Below are 16,564 nucleotides of genomic sequence, written 5' to 3' on the forward strand. Positions count from 1 at the left end.
CCTTGAAAAGCGCTTACAAATGGGATACTATTAATTTGAAATAAAGCGCTTTCGTAAACTATCAAGGGGGAACACGCTATGACGAAACAGATGGTGACAGGAATTATCGGTGCAGGGCGCATCGGCAAACTTCATGTTCAAAATATACATCGGATTCCTCATATGAAAATAAAAGCGGTTTCTGATATTTCTGCAAGCTGTTTACAGGATTGGGCCGCCAGTCACCACATTGAATACATAACCGCTGACTATAGAGATTTATTGCTTGATCCTGATATTGACGCTGTTTTTATCTGTTCGCCAACAAACACACATGCGCAAATCATCAGAGAAGCAGCTGAGGCGAAAAAACATATTTTTTGTGAAAAACCAATCAGTTTTTCTCCTGATGAAACGAAGGAGGCACTTGCGGCCGTGCGGAAACATGGGGTTAAGCTGCAAGTCGGATTTAACCGCCGTTTCGACCCTCATTTTAAGAAAATCAAAACCATTGTCTCAAATGGTGAAATCGGCCCGCCTCATTTATTAAAAATTACGTCACGGGACCCTGAACCCCCGAATGTTGATTATGTCCGCACATCAGGCGGCTTATTTATCGATATGTCGATTCACGATTTTGATATGGCGAGATACATCATGGGAAGTGAAGTGACGGAATTGTATGCAAAAGGAGCGGCTTTGGTGAATCCGTCCTTTGCAGAGCTGGGGGACATTGATACGGCTGTCATTACCTTGACATTTGCAAACGGTGCCATGGGTGTGATAGACAACAGCCGTCAAGCTGTGTACGGATATGACCAGCGGGTCGAGGTTTTCGGCACGAAAGGCTCGGCAGCAGCGGATAACAGCAGGCCGACGACGGTAGAAGTGTCAACGGCTGACTTTGTCATGAAGGATAAACCGCATTTCTTTTTTCTTGAACGCTATAAGGAAGCCTACACAGAAGAGATTCTTCAGTTTGCAGATGCGATCAAAACCAATCGGGAGACTGCCTGCACCGGCGAGGACGGCTTTCAGGCGGAACGAATAGCAAGGGCGGCTCAGCAGTCGCTCGCTTTAGGCATGCCTGTCAGCATTGAACATACTGAAAAAATTGTTTTTTAATATTCAGATAAAGGGATTACAATACAGCAAGCTTGGGTATATACATTCCATTGATACTTTATAAAAAGTAGGCGGTGGAAATCATGAATACAGCACATGCTAAAGGAAATGCTTTAAACAAAATCGGTATTCCTTCTCACATGATTTGGGGTTATATTGGTGTGGTCATCTTTATGGTTGGAGACGGACTTGAGCAAGGATGGCTGTCTCCTTTTCTTGTTGATCACGGTCTCAGTATGCAGCAATCTGCTTCGCTGTTTACGGTGTATGGCATTGCTGTCACGATTTCGGCTTGGCTATCAGGAACCTTTGTCCAGACTTGGGGGCCAAGAAAGACGATGACGGTCGGTTTACTTGCTTTTATCCTCGGTTCGGTTGCTTTTATCGGCTGGGCGATTCCTCATATGTACTATCCGGCTCTCTTGGGCAGCTACGCGCTCAGGGGCTTGGGATACCCGCTGTTTGCATACTCGTTTCTTGTATGGGTATCATACAGCACCTCTCAGCAAATCCTTGGTAAAGCCGTCGGCTGGTTTTGGTTTATGTTTACGTGCGGCCTGAACGTGCTTGGACCGTTTTATTCGAGCTATGCGGTTCCGGCGATTGGAGAAATCAATACGCTTTGGAGCGCTTTACTATTTGTGGCAGCAGGCGGAGTTCTCGCACTGTTTTTTAATAAAGATAAATTTATGCCTGTACAAAAACAAGATCAGCCGAAATGGAAAGAGCTGTCGAAGGCGTTTACAATTATGTTTGAAAATCCTAAAGTCGGCATCGGCGGCGTAGTCAAGACAATAAATGCTATCGGACAATTCGGATTTGCGATATTTCTTCCGACCTATTTGGCGCGTTACGGCTATTCTGTTTCAGAATGGCTGCAAATTTGGGGGACGCTGTTTTTTGTCAACATTATATTTAACATCATTTTCGGCGCGGTCGGAGATAAACTGGGCTGGCGCAATACTGTCATGTGGTTTGGCGGAGTCGGCAGCGGCATTTTTACACTGGCGCTCTATTACACGCCGCAATTGATCGGGCATCAGTACTGGGTGCTGATGATCATTGCCTGCTGCTACGGTGCGGCACTGGCCGGATATGTTCCATTAAGCGCGCTTTTGCCGACGCTTGCGCCTGATAACAAAGGTGCTGCCATGTCTGTGTTAAATCTGGGATCGGGTCTGTGCGCTTTTATTGCTCCCGGCATCGTGAGCCTTTTTATCGGCCCGCTCGGCGCAGGCGGCGTGATATGGATTTTTGCGGCATTATATTTTCTCAGTGCTTTCCTGACACAATTTCTGACGATTTCAGAACGGCACGCCGATATGTATCCAGAGGAACGGCTTGTCAGGAAAAATGTGCAAACAAATTTTGAGGAAACGGTTAAGCAGTAGCCTCTTTGGTCAGACTAGTCATAAACGTGTGCAAAGAGGTGTAAAGGGTGAAACGATTTAGCACTGCGTATCTGTTGCTGGGGATTTTATGCTCAGCCGCAGCTTTTCTAATGGGTGCTCCCCGCGCGTCAGGGGCGGAAGTGGAGCACTATGAACCGCTGCAAGTGCATGTGCAGCTTGAAAAAGTGTATTTGGATGGAGAGGTCAGCATCGAGCATAAGCGTGAAAAGGTGCTGTCCATGGATGACTTTTGGGCGGATTATGCGGGATGGACGCTTGTCGAACATAAAAATGGGTACGTTCTATTTCGGAAGCAGGTGGACGATATTTCTCCGCTCAGCAAGGTGAATGGTTATATCGGCGTTTCTGACAGCGGAGTAATTTCCACCTTTCATGGACGGCCGGAGTCGGATTCTGAACCGATTCAATCTTTTTTTCAAATTGACTTAGAAAGACTGGAGAGCCATATGCAAAAAAATCTCGAAAAAGGCATTCCGTTTCGGACGAAAGCGGAGTTTGAAGATGTCATAGAACATATCAAGACGTACAGCGGGTGACCACTGCTGATTGAAGACATGTGCTCATGTCTTTTTTTTCGTGGAACAATGAATGAGAAGCGAACATATGTTAACTTTTCTTTAAGCCTTTGGCTGTTTTTATGGTACAATGAAGAACAGTCAAAGAGGTGAATTTTCGTGATCGAATTTGTTAAAGGGACGATTGATTATGTATCTCCCCAATATATTGTGATAGAAAACGGCGGCATCGGCTATCAGATTTTTACGCCAAATCCGTTTATATATAAGGAGAGAAGTCAAGAAACCATTTTTACGTACCATCATGTAAGAGAAGATGCGTTTTTACTATACGGCTTTTCAACAAGGGAGGAAAAAGCGCTCTTTACAAAGCTGTTAAATGTGACCGGAATCGGTCCAAAAGGGGCACTCGCCATTTTGGGATCAGGTGACCCGGGAGCGGTCATTCAAGCAATTGAAAATGAAGATGAAGCCTTTTTAGTCAAGTTTCCGGGTGTCGGCAAAAAAACTGCCCGCCAGATTATCCTTGATTTAAAAGGAAAGCTGGCTGACGTCGTGCCTGAAATGATTGAAAATCTGTTCAATCATGAAGAAAGACTTGAAAAACAAACGGCAGAAACGGCGCTTGAAGAAGCACTCGAGGCCCTCAGGGTACTTGGTTATGCCGAAAAAGAAATCAAAAAGGTACTTCCTCACTTAAAAGAGGATATTGGTCTGACAACAGACCAGTACGTAAAAAAAGCATTACAAAAACTATTGAAGTAAGGTGATGTTCATGGATGAACGGCTCGTCTCAAGTGAAGCAGACAACCATGAATCAGTGATAGAGCAAAGCCTGAGGCCTCAGCGCCTGGTTCAATACATCGGGCAGCATAAGGTAAAAGAGAATTTGCGTGTTTTTATAGATGCCGCAAAAATGAGACAGGAAACGCTTGATCATGTTCTTTTATACGGTCCGCCAGGGCTTGGAAAAACGACGCTTGCTTCCATCGTTGCCAACGAAATGGGAGTGGAGTTGCGGACGACTTCGGGACCTGCGATTGAAAGGCCGGGTGATTTGGCTGCGATCTTAACGGCGCTCGAGCCGGGGGATGTATTATTTATCGATGAGATACATAGGCTGCACAGATCGATTGAAGAGGTGCTTTATCCGGCAATGGAAGATTTTTGTCTTGATATTGTCATTGGAAAAGGGCCTTCTGCCCGTTCAGTCCGTCTTGATCTTCCGCCTTTTACACTGGTCGGCGCCACGACAAGAGTAGGGCTTTTGACGGCGCCGTTAAGAGATCGATTCGGCGTCATGTCGCGGCTTGAGTATTATACACAAGAAGAGCTTGCTGATATTGTTACGAGAACGGCTGATGTGTTTGAGGTTGAAATTGATCAGCCGTCAGCGCTTGAGATTGCCAGAAGATCAAGAGGAACGCCGCGGGTGGCCAACCGCCTGCTGAGAAGGGTCCGGGATTTTGCACAGGTGTTAGGCGACAGCCGGATTACAGAAGAGATTTCTCAGGACGCTTTGGAGCGGCTTCAAGTCGACCGTCTTGGCTTGGATCACATTGATCACAAGCTGCTGATGGGAATGATCGAAAAATTTAACGGCGGTCCGGTGGGGCTTGATACGATTTCAGCCACGATCGGCGAAGAACCGCATACGATTGAAGATGTGTACGAACCGTATCTTCTGCAAATCGGTTTTATCCAGAGAACGCCGCGGGGAAGGATCGTCACACCGGCCGTTTATCATCATTTTCAAATGGAGGCTCCCCGATATGACTGAATTTCCTAAGATCATTATGATTCTTGGTGCTGTTTTGCTAATTATCGGAGCGGTTTTGCATTTTGTCGGCAAGATGCCGGGAGATATTTTTGTAAAAAAAGGAAATGTGACGTTTTTCTTCCCGGTTGTCACTTGTATTATCATAAGTGTGGTATTATCAATCTTGCTTAATCTTTTCGGCAGAATGAAATAACAAAAGACTAGAATAAAGGTGAAATTATGAAAGTTGATTTATTTGATTTTGAACTTCCGGAACGTTTAATTGCACAGGTGCCATTGGTACAGCGCGACGCTTCAAGGCTGATGGTGCTTGATAAACATACAGGAGAGCTGACAGACAGCTCGTTTAAACAGATCATCAGTTTCTTTAAAGAAGGGGATTGTCTCGTGCTGAACAATACCCGCGTTTTGCCTGCCCGGTTATTCGGAACAAAAGAGGATACGGGGGCAAAAGTAGAACTGCTTTTGCTGAAACAGGAAGCCGGTGACAGGTGGGAAACGCTCGTCAAACCGGCAAAACGGGTAAAAAAAGGAACCGTTGTAACATTTGGAGACGGCAGATTAAAAGCTGTCTGCACGGAAGAGCTGGAGCATGGCGGCAGAAAAGTTGAGTTCCAATATGACGGTATTTTTTACGAGGTGCTGGAATCACTCGGAGAAATGCCGCTTCCGCCATATATTAAGGAACAGCTTGATGACAGAGAGCGTTACCAAACGGTGTTTTCAAAAGAAATCGGATCTGCCGCTGCGCCTACAGCCGGACTTCATTTCACGGAAGACATTTTACAGCAGCTGAAGGACAAAGGCGTTCAGATTGAGTTCATCACACTGCATGTCGGTCTCGGAACGTTTCGTCCGGTCAGTGCCGATGAAGTGGAAGAGCATAATATGCATGCAGAGTTCTATCAAATGTCAGAAGAAACGGCCGCGGCTTTAAACAGCGTAAGGGAAAAGGGCGGACGGATTATTTCTGTCGGCACGACCTCAACCCGCACGCTTGAAACGATTGCCGGTGAACATGATGGGCGATTTAAAGCATCAAGCGGATGGACATCTATTTTTATTTATCCGGGCTATGAATTCAAAGCCATTGACGGAATGATTACAAACTTTCACTTGCCGAAATCATCATTGATTATGCTGGTCAGTGCGCTTGCAGGCAGAGAAAACGTTCTGCGTGCGTATAACCATGCGGTTGAAGAAGAATACCGTTTCTTCAGCTTCGGCGACGCAATGCTGATTATATAAATTGAGAACAGGAGGCCTCATAAAAAGTGGCTGAACAACCAATACGCTATGAATTTATAAAAGAATGCAAACAAACAGGGGCGCGCCTGGGCAGAGTGCATACTCCCCACGGCTCCTTTGAAACGCCTGTTTTTATGCCGGTCGGCACACTGGCGACAGTTAAAACAATGGCGCCTGAAGAGCTGAAGGCAATGGACGCGGGCATCATATTAAGCAACACATATCACCTATGGCTTCGCCCGGGACAGGATATTGTAAAAGAAGCGGGCGGACTCCATAAATTTATGAACTGGGACCGCGCAATTTTAACAGATTCCGGCGGTTTTCAGGTCTTTTCATTAAGCAAGTTTCGTAATATAGAGGAAGAGGGCGTTCACTTCCGCAATCACTTAAATGGAGATAAGCTGTTTTTATCTCCGGAAAAAGCGATGGAGATCCAAAACGCACTCGGCTCTGATATTATGATGGCATTTGACGAATGCCCGCCATATCCGGCAGAATACGATTACATGAAACGGTCAGTTGAGCGGACAAGCCGCTGGGCTGAACGCTGCCTGAATGCCCATGCCCGGCAGGACGAGCAAGGCCTGTTTGGTATTGTTCAGGGGGGAGAATACGAAGATTTGCGTACACAAAGCGCGAAAGACTTGATTTCCCTTGATTTTCCGGGATATGCTATAGGTGGATTGTCCGTTGGTGAACCGAAAGACGTTATGAACCGGGTGCTTGAATTTACGACACCGCTTTTACCGAAGGATAAGCCGAGGTATCTGATGGGAGTCGGTTCTCCGGATGCTCTGATTGACGGAGCGATCCGCGGAGTAGACATGTTTGACTGTGTGCTGCCTACCCGTATTGCACGGAACGGCACGGTGTTTACTGCTGAAGGACGGCTCAATATGAAAAACGCAAAATTTGAGAGAGACTTCCGTCCGATTGATGAAGAGTGTGATTGCTACACATGTAAAAATTACACACGGGCGTATATCAGACACTTGATTCGCTGCAATGAAACGTTTGGACTCCGATTAACAACTTACCATAACCTTCATTTTCTGTTACACTTAATGGAGCAGGTAAGACAGGCTATTCGCGAGGATCGTCTGGGTGATTTCAGAGAAGAGTTCTTTGAGCGTTACGGCTATAACAAGCCAAATGCGAAAAGCTTCTAATATAAAAAGCCATAATGGCAAGTTTGTTTCAGAAAGGGGGGAAAAAGATGACAGGTACTTTAGGTACATTAGTTCCTATTATTTTAATGTTTGCGGTTCTTTATTTCTTGCTGATCCGTCCGCAGCAGAAGCAGCAAAAAGCTGTGCGTCGAATGCAGGAGGAACTGAAAAAAGGCGATTCAGTCGTGACAATCGGTGGATTGCACGGTACAGTTGACTCTATCGACGAAAGCAAAGTCGTCATTAAGACTGGTGATAACACACGTCTTACTTTCGACCGCCGCGCGATCAGAGAAACTTCTGCTGCTGAATAACAGCAGGAGTTCATACATAGCAAACAAAAAAAGAGCGGGTAACCCCCGCTCTTTTTTTATTAGGAAGATCTGCTTCCTCTCAAATTCACTCCGAAAATGCCGCCAAGCATACATACGCCTAAAAAGCCAAGATGGAAGAGCAGCTGTTCTGCTGTAAATGTTTTTCCGAATCCCAGATATTGAAACAGTAAAATAATCAAGGAAAAGCTTAAAGCAGTCAATGCCCCAATCAGCCATCCTCTTTCCTTCCCTTTCCCGCCAGATATGAATCCGCCGATAAATAAAGAAAGAAATGATACGGCGGTGATCAGCCAGTTGAATGATGATTCTTCAAGCGAGGTTGCTGTCAGTAAAAGTGAAACGGCTAAACTCGTTAGGAGCATGGCTGAAAAAATAGCGATTAAGCCGTAGAGTATGCCTTTTCCAACTTGTTTCGTTTCCTCCATGAATTTCTCCTCCCTGCCTATCTATAAAGGCTTCTGTTCTTTTTAAACAAAGCCTCAGACATGCTGATGGCTCGTCTTTGTAAAAATGTATTCCCTCGTTCCGTGAATTAGACGTAAAAGCTTTATGAAATACGATCACTTTTTCTTACATAAATCGTATGTTTTGTTGCATGCTATGATGAGTTGGAGGTGCATGATGGAAGAGCTTCTTACTATAACGTTTCGCACAGTCGTATTATATTTTGTGATCCTGATTATTTTTCGTTTCATGGGCAAGCGGGAGATCGGAGAGCTTAGTATATTAGATCTCGTTGTCTTTATCATGATGGCAGAAATTGCTGTCCTGGCCATAGAAAACGTAGAGGACCATCTGTTTCATACCATTTTGCCAATGCTTGTGCTAATGATGATCCAAGTGACGTTTGCATACATATCCTTAAAAAACCGGAACGTACGTCAGCTTCTTGACGGCAAGCCCACCATTATCATTAAATACGGAAAAATTGACGAAAACGCCATGAAATCACAGCGTTATAATTTTGATGATTTGATGGTTCAGCTAAGAGAAAATAATATCGACAGAGTGGCTGAAGTATCATTTGCTATATTAGAGCCGTCAGGCAAACTGACTGTCGTAAAAAAACAAAACAATGATGAACATAGACAGCTGGAGATGCCGCTTATCATTGACGGTGACATTCAAACTGAGAACCTGGCTCGGATCGGCAAAGATAACCAGTGGCTTGAGGAGAATTTATTGAAACAGGGATATACGAATCCTTCAGCTATATCATTTTGTTCGTTTACTGACGGCGAATTTTTTATTGATGAAAAAGATGGGCGCCGCACCTGATTTTCATCGGACGATCAGGCGTCCGATAATAGGGATGCGGCGAAGCTCATCTTTTTTGATTAAACGGAAAACGAGCAGCAAGATGATATAGAAAACAGCGCTTATCGCAATCCATCCGGCAACATTCACAGCCTCCGACTCTCCGAACCGCACATATTGTTTGACAGCAGAGCTGAGGAACCCGCATATAAAAATAACCGCAAAGCAGAGCACGTACTCTTTTATTTTGATGCTGATCGGCAGCACTTTGCTCACTGTCGCTGCATGCAAAAGGGTGACGAGCACCATGCCCGTTACAATCGCTAATGCAGCACCCATGATGCCGAGAGACGGTCTCGTGGCAAGGACGAAAATAAGGCCTGTTTTTACAAGGGCTCCGATCAAGCTGTTCATCATTGCAGCTCCTGCTAAATTGAGCGCCTGCAGCACAGCCTGAAGCGGACCCTGGAAATAATAAAGCAGAAAAAACGGAGCCATGACTTTTATAAACACAGCTGCGCCTGAGGACCCATACATCACGCTCATCAGCTCATCCGCAAACACATATAAAATCACTACTGAAATGCCCCCGCTAAGCAGGCACAGCCGCATGGCCTGCTCCAATCGATATTCAACCACCTGAAGTTTTTTCTGTTCCATTCCTTCACTTATCGCAGGAACAAGCGCGGTCGACAAAGAATATGTAATAAAGCTGGGCAGAGTCAGCAGCGTCATGGCAAAGCCGGTCAGTTCCCCGTATTGCTTTGTAGCCGCAACTGTCGCCACTCCGGCAATTGCAAGGCTTTGCGCGACAACAATGGGTTCAAAAAACCAAGACAGGTTGCCGATAAAACGGCTGCCGGTTGTAGGAAGTGAGACGCTCATTAATTGAGAAAAAGTTTCTTTTCCATTTTTAATCGATTGAAAAAAATGTTTTCTGATTTTCATTGTCTTTTTGAATTTGAAACAAATGAATAAATAAACAAGTGACGCCAGCTCTCCTGCAACTGAAGAAAGCATGGCTCCCGCTGCGGCATATTCAATTCCGTAAGGGAGAAAAATCGTCGTACATACAGCCACGAGAGAAATGCGGACGACCTGTTCCAGGACTTGTGAAACGGCAAGCGGGTTCATGTTTTGTTTTCCTTGAAAATACCCTCTCAGCACACTGGATATGGCGATAATCGGCACGACCGGAGTAATGGCCAAGAGGGGGTACAGCGTCCTCTGATCTGTCAGCATGGTTTCCGCCATTACCGGGGCGAAAAATAAAAATAGCGGTGTGAAAATCAGGCTGAGAATCCCAGTGATGGTAAGAGACATGACTAAAATATTTTTCGTTTTTTGATGATCTCCGCGTGCGCTGGCTTCAGCGACAAGCTTACTGATCGCGACGGGAAGACCGAATTGAGTTAATGTAGTGGCTAAGAAAAAGGTAGGAGCCGCCATCATATAGAGCCCGACCCCTTCTTCGCCGATAAAACGGGCGATGACCACCCGGTTGACAAAGCCGAGCATTCTTGTGACCATCCCTGCTGCGATAAGGATAAGAGTGCCCTTTAAAAACGTCTGTTTCGCCATTTTTACCCCCTGCCTTCTCAAACTACCTGGAATCATATACAATAAAGATATGCGTATATATCGTCCAAGCATGACAAGTCTTCTTGAAAAACAATAAAAAAGGAGCGTGGAATTCGTGGATAAGCATCCAGCCGATCTGTATAAAGACCACGTAAGGCCGTTTCTTTACAGCAAACTGGAAGAGTTTAAGATTCTGGGATATGATGATGTTGAACTCGAAAGCTTGTGGTCATACTTAAAAAACAAGAAGTGGAAAAAGAAATCGGAGCTGCACATCTATGAACTGACAAGGGATATTTTATCAGTGAAAATTGGAGAATTTATGAACTATGCAACTGTTGAGTCATTTAAAACGTCTAATTGGCTGGGCAGTGAAGAAGGTCAGGAAGCATTGGAAGAACTACTGAGGTAGCAGTTGATCTGCATAGGTTTAAGGGAGGATATACATAATGAAAAAAGGACGCTTGATTGCGTTTTTCCTTTTCGTTCTATTGATTGGCACGGGGCTGGGCTACTTTACAAAGCCTGCTGCAAACAATATTACGTTAGGATTGGATTTGCAAGGCGGATTTGAGGTGCTGTATGACGTACAGCCCGTAAAAAAAGGTGACAAAATCACAAAAGACGTTCTGGTCAGCACAGTAGAGGCTTTGAACCGCAGGGCGAATGTCCTCGGTGTCAGTGAACCGAACATCCAAATTGAAGGAAATAACCGGATTCGTGTTCAGCTAGCTGGTGTGACAAACCAAAACAGAGCGCGGGAAATTTTGGCGACTGAGGCTCAGCTTTCTTTCAGAGATACAAATGACAAAGAATTGCTGAACGGTTCTGATCTCGTTGAAAACGGGGCAAAACAAACATACGACGCCAAAACAAATGAACCGATTGTCAGTATTAAACTGAAAGATGCTGATAAATTCGGTGAAGTGACGAAAAAGGTCATGAAAATGGCGCCAAACAACCAGCTTGTCATTTGGATGGATTACGAAAAAGGAGACTCTTTTAAGAAAGAAGTTCAAAAAGAGCACCCTAAGTATGTTTCCGCTCCGAATGTAAGCCAGGAATTAAACACAAAAGACGTTACAATTGAAGGGCATTTTAAAGTCCAGGAAGCGAAAGATTTAGCCAGCATTTTAAATGCCGGGGCGCTGCCTGTTAAACTGACTGAAAAATACTCAACATCAGTAGGCGCACAATTTGGACAGCAGGCGTTGCATGATACGGTGTTTGCAGGTATTGTCGGAATAGCTATTATTTTCCTATTCATGCTTTTCTATTACCGCCTGCCAGGATTGATTGCAGTGATTACGCTATCAGTTTATGTATACATTACGCTCCAGATTTTTGACTGGATGAACGCTGTTCTCACTCTTCCGGGAATAGCCGCACTCATTTTAGGGGTCGGGATGGCTGTAGATGCCAACATCATCACCTATGAGCGGATTAAGGAAGAGCTTAAGCTAGGAAAATCCGTCCGTTCTGCCTTCCGCTCAGGAAACAGACGGTCATTTGCGACGATTTTTGACGCGAATATTACAACCATTATTGCAGCGGTTGTGCTCTTTGTCTTTGGGACAAGCTCTGTTAAAGGGTTTGCGACAATGCTGATTCTGTCGATTCTGACAAGCTTTATTACCGCAGTCTTCTTATCAAGATTTCTGCTCTCGCTTCTTGTGGAAAGCAGATGGTTAGACCGGAAAAAAGGCTGGTTTGGCGTCAAAAAGAAACATATTGTGGACATCCAGGACACAGATGAAAATACAGAACCGTATACGCCGTTCCAAAAATGGGATTTTACGAGCAAGCGAAACTTTTTCTTTATTTTCTCAAGTGCAGTTACCGTTGCCGGGATTATTATTCTGCTTGTATTTAAACTGAATCTGGGCATTGACTTTGCGAGCGGCGCACGGATTGAAGTGCAAAGTGACCATAAGCTCACGACAGAGCAGGTGGAGAAGGACTTTGCATCACTTGGCATGGAACCTGACACGGTTGTCTTGTCAGGCGAAAAGAGCAATATTGGTGTTGCCCGCTTTGTAGGAGTGCCTGATAAAGAAACCATTGCAAAAGTGAAAGATTACTTTAAAGACAAGTACGGATCCGAGCCGAATGTCAGCACGGTGTCACCTACTGTTGGTAAAGAACTGGCGAGAAATGCATTGTACGCAGTAGCCATTGCTTCAATCGGAATCATTATTTACGTTTCCATCCGATTCGAGTACAAAATGGCGATTGCTGCGATTGTTTCACTGCTTTATGATGCTTTCTTTATCGTCACATTTTTCAGCATTACAAGGCTGGAGGTAGATGTTACCTTTATTGCGGCCGTCCTGACGATTGTCGGTTATTCGATTAATGATACAATCGTTACATTTGACAGGGTTCGCGAGCATATGAAAAAGCGCAAGCCGAAAACGTTTGCCGATTTGAGCCATATCGTAAATCTAAGCTTGCAGCAAACCTTTACAAGATCCATTAATACTGTATTAACTGTAGTGATTGTTGTCATAACACTGCTGATCTTTGGGGCATCTTCTATTACAAACTTCTCAATCGCTCTATTGGTTGGGCTGTTAACAGGTGTTTATTCATCCCTCTACATTGCCGCGCAAATTTGGCTTGTTTGGAAAGGGAAAGAATTAAAAAAAGGTACGGAACAATAGAGTAGCTGTCAGGCTGTCCATTATGGGCAGCCTGATTTTTTGGCGTTTGATTGATCTTAAAATAGACATTTGCTATAATGACATACGCTTACAATTAAACATATAAATGGTGTGAAGAGGATTTGTGACAGGTTTTCATTTATGTGGGAGGGTTTGGGTATGAAGGTTCGCGAGTCGGAGCTGCCGGGTATCGGGCAAAAAGTTGAGATTGTCACCAGAAACCAAGATAAAATATCAATTATCATTCATGACGACGGCAGAAGGGAGCTGTATTATTTTGACGAAAATGATCATGAAGAATGTGTGACATCCGTACAGTTTGATGATGCGGAAGCGAGACAGATTTCTGCGATTCTGGGCGGGATGGCATATAAACCGAAAGCGTTAGAAACCGTGGAAGTGGCTCTTGACGATTTGATCATAGAATGGTTTAAAGCAGAAGCAGGAGCACCAGCCGTTCACAAGACAATCGGTGATTTGGACGTGCGGCAGGAATATCAAGCGACAGTCATCGCTATATTAAAGAAGAATCAGAAAAAGCAATTGAATCCAGGGTCTGAAACAGTGATAGAAGAAGGAGATACACTCGTCATCTCTGGAGAGAGAGACGGACTGAAGAGGCTGATCCGTGAAAAATTAACCGCACTGGGGGCTTGACTCGCGTCAAGCCATGTTTAAAACCAATGTGAATAGGGAAACTAACCTCAATAAGTGAAGTTTGGGGGTAATCGAATGAACAAACAATGGACGATTATATTTGCACTTATTTTTACGTTGCTTGTCGCTGTTTTCGCAGTCATTAATGTAAGATCCGTAGAAGTTGATTACCTGTTTGGCAGATCAGAGTGGCCGCTTATTCTAGTCATTTTAGGTTCAGTACTGATGGGGGCGCTGATCGTTTTTTCTGCCGGAATTTTTCAAGTCATGAAATTAAAGAGAGAAATAAAAGCGTTGCGGAAAGAAACCAAAACCGCACAGGATGTGATACATAACCAAGAGGATGCTCATTTGAATGATGTTCAAGCCGACACACAGGATGCATCCGCCATTATTGAGAAAAAAGACTAGTTTTCGAATTATATTTGAAACCCCTCAGCATGCTCTAGTATAATAGGGTGGTTGAGGGGTGAATTTATGTTAGCGTCAAAAATGCGATGGGAAATCCAGCGACCAGATCAGGAAAAGGTCAAATCACTCACAGAACAATTGGACATAACACCTCTTGTTGCGTCGCTGCTTGTAAAAAGAGGCTTTGATACGGCAGAAAACGCGAGGCTGTTTTTACATACAAAGGATACCGAATTCTATGATCCCTATGAGATGAAGGGGATGAAAGAAGCGGTAGAACGAATAAAACAGGCGATTTCACAACAAGAACAGATTATGATATATGGCGATTATGACGCCGATGGAGTTACCAGTACGTCAGTGATGCTGCACACTTTGCAAAAGCTGTCGGCGCAAGTTGATTTTTATATACCTGACCGGTTTAAAGAAGGCTACGGCCCTAATGAACAGGCATTTCGCTCGATTAAAGAACGAGGCTTCTCACTCATTATTACGGTTGATACGGGGATTGCCGCTGTCCATGAAGCGAAGGTAGCAAAGGAACTTGGCTTAGATGTCATCATTACCGACCACCATGAGCCTGGACCGGAGCTTCCGGATGTCCATGCGATCGTTCACCCGAAGCAGCCTGGCTGCACCTATCCTTTTAAGGAGCTTGCAGGAGTGGGCGTGGCGTTTAAGCTTGCCCACGCATTATTGGGCGAATTGCCAGATGAACTTCTTGACCTGGCGGCAATCGGCACCATTGCCGATCTAGTTCCGTTGCATGATGAAAACAGATTAATTGCAACATTAGGTCTCGAAAAGCTCCGGCGGACGAACCGGCTTGGCTTAAAAGAACTGATTAAGCTCTCAGGCGGAGAAATCGGAGAAGCGAACGAAGAAACCGTCGGATTTCAGCTCGCACCGAGACTGAACGCAGTCGGAAGAATTGAACAGGCCGATCCTGCTGTTCATTTGCTGATGTCAGAGGACCCGTTTGAAGCGGAAGAGCTTGCCGCTGAAATCGATCAGCTTAATAAAGAACGGCAAAAGATGGTCAGCAAAATGACGGATGAAGCGATTGAAATGGTTGAACAAGAAGGGCTTAATCAAACTGCGATTGTCGTGGCAAAAGCAGGATGGAATCCCGGAGTCGTCGGAATTGTTGCTTCAAAGCTTGTAGACCGTTTTTACCGCCCGGCCATTGTCCTTGGAATTGATGAAGAAAAAGGGATCGCCAAAGGTTCGGCACGAAGCATCAGGGGATTTAATTTGTTTGAAAGCCTTTCTGAATGCAGAGATATTCTTCCGCACTTTGGAGGCCATCCAATGGCGGCTGGCATGACGCTGAATGCCGAAGATGTGCCGGAATTGCGGAACAGGCTGAATGAGATAGCTGACAATACGCTTACAGAAGAAGATTTTATTCCTGTACAGGAAGTAGACCTCGTATGCAGCGTGGAGGACATTACGGTTGAAAGCATCACAGAGATGAATCTGCTTTCCCCCTTCGGCATGCTGAACCCGAAACCGCATGTGATGGTAGAAAACGCAGTGCTGGAAGATGTCCGCAAAATCGGGGCGAATAAAAATCATGTCAAAATGACGATTAGAAACGATTCCTTCCAGCTTGACTGCGTCGGTTTCAATAAAGGCGAGCTTGAGGAAAATATTGTGCCCGGTTCAAAAATTTCGATTGTTGGTGAAATGTCGATCAACGAATGGAATAACAGAAAAAAACCGCAGCTGATGATCAAGGATGCGGCTGTTGCTGAATGGCAGCTGTTTGACTTAAGAGGAAAACGCACGTGGAAAGATCCGGTTTCCGCCCTTCCGTCTGATAAACGAGTCATTGTCTCCTTCAAAGAAGAAACCAAAGTGCTTCTTCAGTCTGAAGATTTTCGCCATGACGTGCACGTTATCAGTTCTGAAGACCAAGCGAAGGCATGTGAACTTGACAATGCATATATTGTATTACTGGATTCTCCGCCTTCGCTGGACATGCTCGCACGTTTGCTGGAAGGCAAAGCGCCTGAGCGGATTTACTTCATCTTTCTCAATCATGAGGAACACTTTTTATCATCTTTTCCGGCAAGAGACCACTTTAAATGGTATTATGCATTCTTGCTGAAAAGAGGCACTTTTGACTTGAATAAACACGGCTCAGAGCTTGCGAGGCATAAAGGCTGGTCCGTTGAAACAATCAATTTCATGACAAAGGTGTTTTTTGATCTCGGTTTTGTTAAAATAGAGAATGGTGTGCTGTCTGTAATAAGCGGAGCGAAAAAACGCGATTTAACAGACTCGCAAACATATCAAGCAAAACAGCAGCTGATGGAGCTGGATCAAAAGCTGAATTATTCTGCGGCTGAAGAGCTGAAGGAATGGCTGAATAAGCTGATGAAACAAGATTCAGAGGCTTATGAAAGTACGAGGAGGACATAAAA

17 protein-coding genes are annotated in these 16,564 nt (G+C 44.8%); 15 read left to right on the forward strand and 2 right to left on the reverse strand.

Going from position 1 to position 16,564, the window contains the following annotated elements:
- Window positions 1-78: 78 nt before the first annotated feature.
- The 9 genes from iolG (at window position 79) to yajC (ending at window position 7,545) form a co-directional block, all read left to right on the forward strand.
- Window positions 79-1,104: an inositol 2-dehydrogenase gene (iolG, locus tag DIC78_RS17725; RefSeq protein ID WP_127696700.1), complete on the forward strand. Its 1,026-nt coding sequence runs from the start codon at window positions 79-81 to the stop codon at window positions 1,102-1,104.
- Window positions 1,105-1,187: 83 nt separating this feature from the next.
- A complete protein-coding gene (locus tag DIC78_RS17730; RefSeq protein ID WP_127696701.1) occupies window positions 1,188-2,495 on the forward strand; it encodes an MFS transporter in 1,308 nt (435 codons plus the stop codon).
- Window positions 2,496-2,542: 47 nt separating this feature from the next.
- Window positions 2,543-3,052: a sporulation cell-cell signaling protein BofC gene (locus tag DIC78_RS17735; protein ID WP_024122331.1), complete on the forward strand. Its 510-nt coding sequence runs from the start codon at window positions 2,543-2,545 to the stop codon at window positions 3,050-3,052.
- 138 nt (window positions 3,053-3,190) lie between these two features.
- A complete protein-coding gene (gene ruvA, locus DIC78_RS17740) occupies window positions 3,191-3,796 on the forward strand; it encodes a Holliday junction branch migration protein RuvA (RefSeq protein ID WP_024122330.1) in 606 nt (201 codons plus the stop codon).
- Between the two features lie 10 nt (window positions 3,797-3,806).
- A complete protein-coding gene (gene ruvB / locus DIC78_RS17745) occupies window positions 3,807-4,811 on the forward strand; it encodes a Holliday junction branch migration DNA helicase RuvB (protein ID WP_024122329.1) in 1,005 nt (334 codons plus the stop codon).
- Window positions 4,804-5,004 carry a DUF2905 domain-containing protein gene (locus DIC78_RS17750; protein WP_003222669.1) on the forward strand — a complete coding sequence of 67 codons (201 nt, stop codon included), beginning with the start codon at window positions 4,804-4,806 and terminating at the stop codon, window positions 5,002-5,004. The genes ruvB and DIC78_RS17750 overlap by 8 nt, the downstream gene beginning before the upstream one ends.
- 26 nt (window positions 5,005-5,030) lie before the next feature.
- On the forward strand, window positions 5,031-6,059 hold the full coding sequence (gene queA, locus DIC78_RS17755; RefSeq protein WP_106020188.1) for a tRNA preQ1(34) S-adenosylmethionine ribosyltransferase-isomerase QueA: 1,029 nt from the start codon (window positions 5,031-5,033) through the stop codon (window positions 6,057-6,059).
- A 26-nt stretch (window positions 6,060-6,085) separates the two neighbouring features.
- Window positions 6,086-7,231, forward strand: coding sequence for a tRNA guanosine(34) transglycosylase Tgt (gene tgt / locus DIC78_RS17760; RefSeq protein ID WP_024122326.1), 1,146 nt, complete (start codon window positions 6,086-6,088; stop codon window positions 7,229-7,231).
- A 47-nt stretch (window positions 7,232-7,278) separates the two neighbouring features.
- The gene (gene yajC, locus DIC78_RS17765; RefSeq protein WP_024122325.1) at window positions 7,279-7,545 is read left to right on the forward strand and encodes a preprotein translocase subunit YajC; all 267 of its coding nucleotides are present in this window, start codon (window positions 7,279-7,281) and stop codon (window positions 7,543-7,545) included.
- 59 nt (window positions 7,546-7,604) lie between these two features.
- On the opposite strand, the gene DIC78_RS17770 is transcribed toward yajC, so the two are convergent.
- A complete protein-coding gene (locus DIC78_RS17770; RefSeq protein ID WP_024122324.1) occupies window positions 7,605-7,991 on the reverse strand; it encodes a TIGR04086 family membrane protein in 387 nt (128 codons plus the stop codon).
- Between the two features lie 196 nt (window positions 7,992-8,187).
- On the opposite strand from DIC78_RS17770, the gene DIC78_RS17775 reads away from it, so the two are divergent.
- Window positions 8,188-8,844 carry a DUF421 domain-containing protein gene (locus DIC78_RS17775; RefSeq protein ID WP_127696702.1) on the forward strand — a complete coding sequence of 219 codons (657 nt, stop codon included), beginning with the start codon at window positions 8,188-8,190 and terminating at the stop codon, window positions 8,842-8,844.
- A 3-nt stretch (window positions 8,845-8,847) separates the two neighbouring features.
- On the opposite strand, the gene spoVB is transcribed toward DIC78_RS17775, so the two are convergent.
- Window positions 8,848-10,404, reverse strand: a complete 1,557-nt coding sequence (gene spoVB / locus DIC78_RS17780) for a stage V sporulation protein B (RefSeq protein WP_024122322.1) — start codon at window positions 10,402-10,404, stop codon at window positions 8,848-8,850.
- Between the two features lie 115 nt (window positions 10,405-10,519).
- On the opposite strand from spoVB, the gene DIC78_RS17785 reads away from it, so the two are divergent.
- From DIC78_RS17785 to recJ, 5 genes are all read left to right on the forward strand, one after another.
- On the forward strand, window positions 10,520-10,816 hold the full coding sequence (locus DIC78_RS17785; RefSeq protein WP_024122321.1) for a post-transcriptional regulator: 297 nt from the start codon (window positions 10,520-10,522) through the stop codon (window positions 10,814-10,816).
- Between the two features lie 37 nt (window positions 10,817-10,853).
- Window positions 10,854-13,067 (forward strand): protein translocase subunit SecDF, encoded by a 2,214-nt coding sequence (secDF, locus tag DIC78_RS17790; protein ID WP_024122320.1) that lies wholly within the window; start codon window positions 10,854-10,856, stop codon window positions 13,065-13,067.
- A gap of 159 nt (window positions 13,068-13,226) precedes the next feature.
- Complete coding sequence (locus DIC78_RS17795; protein WP_024122319.1) at window positions 13,227-13,724, forward strand: cation:proton antiporter regulatory subunit; 498 nt, start codon at window positions 13,227-13,229, stop codon at window positions 13,722-13,724.
- A gap of 75 nt (window positions 13,725-13,799) precedes the next feature.
- Complete coding sequence (locus DIC78_RS17800) at window positions 13,800-14,135, forward strand: LapA family protein (RefSeq protein WP_024122318.1); 336 nt, start codon at window positions 13,800-13,802, stop codon at window positions 14,133-14,135.
- A gap of 66 nt (window positions 14,136-14,201) precedes the next feature.
- Complete coding sequence (recJ, locus tag DIC78_RS17805; RefSeq protein ID WP_127696703.1) at window positions 14,202-16,562, forward strand: single-stranded-DNA-specific exonuclease RecJ; 2,361 nt, start codon at window positions 14,202-14,204, stop codon at window positions 16,560-16,562.
- Window positions 16,563-16,564 lie beyond the last annotated feature (2 nt).

The organism is Bacillus halotolerans (assembly GCF_004006435.1).
Lineage (GTDB): Bacteria > Bacillota > Bacilli > Bacillales > Bacillaceae > Bacillus > Bacillus halotolerans.